Source organism: Staphylococcus pasteuri (assembly GCF_030547725.1).
Lineage (GTDB): Bacteria > Bacillota > Bacilli > Staphylococcales > Staphylococcaceae > Staphylococcus > Staphylococcus pasteuri.
This window is the reverse complement of the sequence record NZ_JAUOQO010000022.1, coordinates 1-3,102: the sequence shown is the minus strand read 5'-3', so window position 1 is coordinate 3,102 and position 3,102 is coordinate 1. Positions and strand designations below refer to the sequence as shown.

Here is a 3,102-nt window from a genome sequence, read left to right as displayed (position 1 = left end):
CTATGTTACTGTATAAACAAGCTTTAATACATAATATTATAGAATTTAAAAGGCATAGTTTTTTTGTTGTTATGCCTTTGTTGAAAGGAGAGTTATTATATGAGCGGAGAAACTGTTATTTACAAAAATGAAATGAATTTAGTTCCATTACGACGCTTTACTGCTACTGAAATTAACTTATTTTTTGCTATGTGTAATAAGCTCAAAGAACAAGATACTAATACACTTCATTTATCTTTTGATGAACTCAAAGAATTAAGTAATTACAGTCCAGAAACACGTAACATTAGCAGGTTTGTAGATGATCTCCAAAGAGTTTACGATAAGATGTTAGATATCAGATATACTATTAGAACTGAAACAAAAATTAAAAAATTTGTCTTATTCTATAAGTATGAAATAGATATATCGGAAAAATATTTAGAAATTGCTACTTCTCCTGATTTAAAATATATCTTAAATTCAATTACGAATAACTTTACTAAATTTGAATTAAAAGAGATGACACACCTTAAATCTACCTATTCAAAAAATATGTTTAGATTACTTAAACAATATAAACATACTGGCTATATGAAGATTAAAATTGAAGACTTTAGAGAACGATTAGATATTCCAGAATCTTATAGAATGTCTAATATTAACCAATTTGTTTTAACACCGATTATCAAGGAGCTCTCTCCAATATTTAATAACCTCAATATCAATAAAATCAAAGCTAAAAAAGGACGTAAAATTGAATGGTTAGAATTTACTTTTGACTCTGAGAAACGCATTCACAGTAAACGACAACCTCAAATGGCGGATATAGGTAAGTCACGACAATATATAAGTCGTGAGAAAACACCAAAATGGTTAAAAGAACGCACATATGAAAAACAAACACAAAATGAGTATGATCCACAATTAGAGAAAGAACGAGAAGCCTTTTTAAAACAACTTGAAGTCGATTGGGAAGAATAGAAAAAGTTTACAAAAGATAGTATGAAAGATATACTTAAAGTAACAAATGAATTGCTAACTAGTATATACCAAAAAGACACAAGTGCTGATAACACTTGTGCCATAGTAAGCCCGTTAAAAAGACGGTGACTTTTCGGATATTACTTAATAACCATTCTTCCTACTCTGTCAAAAGTTGGGATGGTTATTTTTTTTGGCTTAATTTAATAAGCTCGATGATAAGACCGATGAACGTAATGAGGAAAATTCCAAATTGCAACATGGTACTTATATCAACCAAGAGGCGTCTCCTTTCTAAAGATTTGATTGATACCATCATAGGCATCACCTTTAAGAGCGTATAAGAGCATTTAATTAAATAATGATGGATAAATATATGTTTCAGGATAAAGAGGCTATATAAAGCTTAAATTAGACTTAAAATAAAAAATCTCATGTACACAACACAAATGTACATGAGCTAAAAAAAACAAAGAAATTTTACCTGTCAAACTATGTCAATTTTAACATTATATGCTAAAAATGTCTTCTAAAATTGATTTTAACGACAAAATGTTTTTGTCGTTACTTTTAATAATTTGTGTATTAATTAATTAATATATATTATTATGCCAAGGAAATTTATTGTGCATTGAGAAGACCCCCTTAACTAAACTGGAACGACGAATGTCGGGATAGCGTGAGCTATTAACCCGACGAGTCGACAGTTTTCGGGTTTGTTAAGGGGGGCTTCTCAATGTCAATAAAGCAATTGGAATAATGCATTAAAACTATATCACATATTGTTTTTTTAATAATAAAAACCAACCACAAATGTGGTTGGTTTCCTTTTTTTCTTTTGAATTTATGAGGGGTGAATTGCCCCGAACTTTTTAATATCTTTTTATAAATCTTTTTAAAACCTTTTTAGGAGGTACTTTAGACATAGAGTGCCAAGGAGTTTAGAATTTTAAAGGCATAGTTTTGCCACATAAAAGGAGTGTTTTTGCCACATAAAAGGAGTAGTTTAAATATCATCACTCCTTTTATTCATTGACGCCGCTATAAAAGTGTTTTATGCTTATATTCAATTGATATAAAGGAGTATTTATTTTTTTAGTACTCCTTTATAAAATGTAGTTACTGATGGAGTGATGATAAAATGTCTGGTGAAACAGTTGTATACAAAAACGATCTAAACCTCGTCCCATTAAGAAAATTTACAAGCATAGAAATTAATTTGTTTTTTGCGATGTGTAATAAGTTAAAAGAACAAGACACCTATACGTTACATCTGCCTTTCGATGAATTAAAAGAACTAAGTAACTATAATCCTAAAACACGTAATATTAATAGGTTTGTGAAAGATTTGGATGATGTATACAAAAAAATGTTGGAATTGACAATTAAGTATGAAGATGATGACATCATAGAGCGCTTTGTGTTGTTTAATCATTATAGAATTCATAAAAAGGAACAATATTTAGAGATTTCAACATCTCCTAATCTAAAGCATATACTTAATTCAATTACGAATAATTTTACAAAATTTGAACTAGAAGAAATGACGACGCTTAAATCAACGTATTCTAAAAACATGTTTAGAATACTTAAGCAGTTTAAACATACAGGTTATTTAAAAATAAAAATAAATGATTTTAGAGAGCGATTAGATATTCCAATATCGTATAGAATGACCGATATTAATAAGAATGTATTAAAACCGATTATTAACGAACTCAGTTATATTTTTAAAGCGTTAAAGATACATAAAGTTAGAGCAAAAAAGGGACGAAAAATAGAGTATTTGGAATTTATATTCGAACCTGAAAATCGTATCTATAATAAAAAGTACTCTGAAAGTAAGAATACAGTGAGTTCAAGACGATATATTAGTAGAGAAAAAACACCACAATGGTTAGAAGATCGAACATATACTAAAAAGGTTAGAAGCGATATAGATCCTCAATTCGAAAAGGAGCGAGAAGCTTTTTTAAAGCAATTACAAATTGATTGGGATGAGTAATATTAAAAATAATAAGCATAGATACACTGGTATCATGATCTAATACTTCTTGGGAGAAAAAGAGTCCGGGACATAAAGTTCTTGGATAAGTGAAAAAAAGACAATTTCTATTGAAATAATATAGAAATTGTCTT

3 protein-coding genes are annotated in these 3,102 nt (G+C 28.8%); 2 read left to right on the top strand and 1 reads right to left on the bottom strand.

Annotation, left to right across the window (positions count from 1 at the left end; translation table 11 throughout):
* Positions 1-99: 99 nt before the first annotated feature.
* A complete protein-coding gene (locus tag Q4528_RS12570; protein WP_089589943.1) occupies positions 100-963 on the top strand; it encodes a replication initiation protein in 864 nt (287 codons plus the stop codon).
* Positions 964-1,147: 184 nt separating this feature from the next.
* Here the strand turns inward: Q4528_RS12570 and pepG1 are convergent, their stop codons facing one another.
* Complete coding sequence (pepG1, locus tag Q4528_RS12565) at positions 1,148-1,282, bottom strand: type I toxin-antitoxin system toxin PepG1 (RefSeq protein ID WP_303521807.1); 135 nt, start codon at positions 1,280-1,282, stop codon at positions 1,148-1,150.
* A gap of 822 nt (positions 1,283-2,104) precedes the next feature.
* Here pepG1 and Q4528_RS12560 point away from each other — a divergent pair.
* On the top strand, positions 2,105-2,968 hold the full coding sequence (locus Q4528_RS12560) for a replication initiation protein (protein WP_303521805.1): 864 nt from the start codon (positions 2,105-2,107) through the stop codon (positions 2,966-2,968).
* The last annotated feature ends 134 nt before the right edge of the window (positions 2,969-3,102 follow it).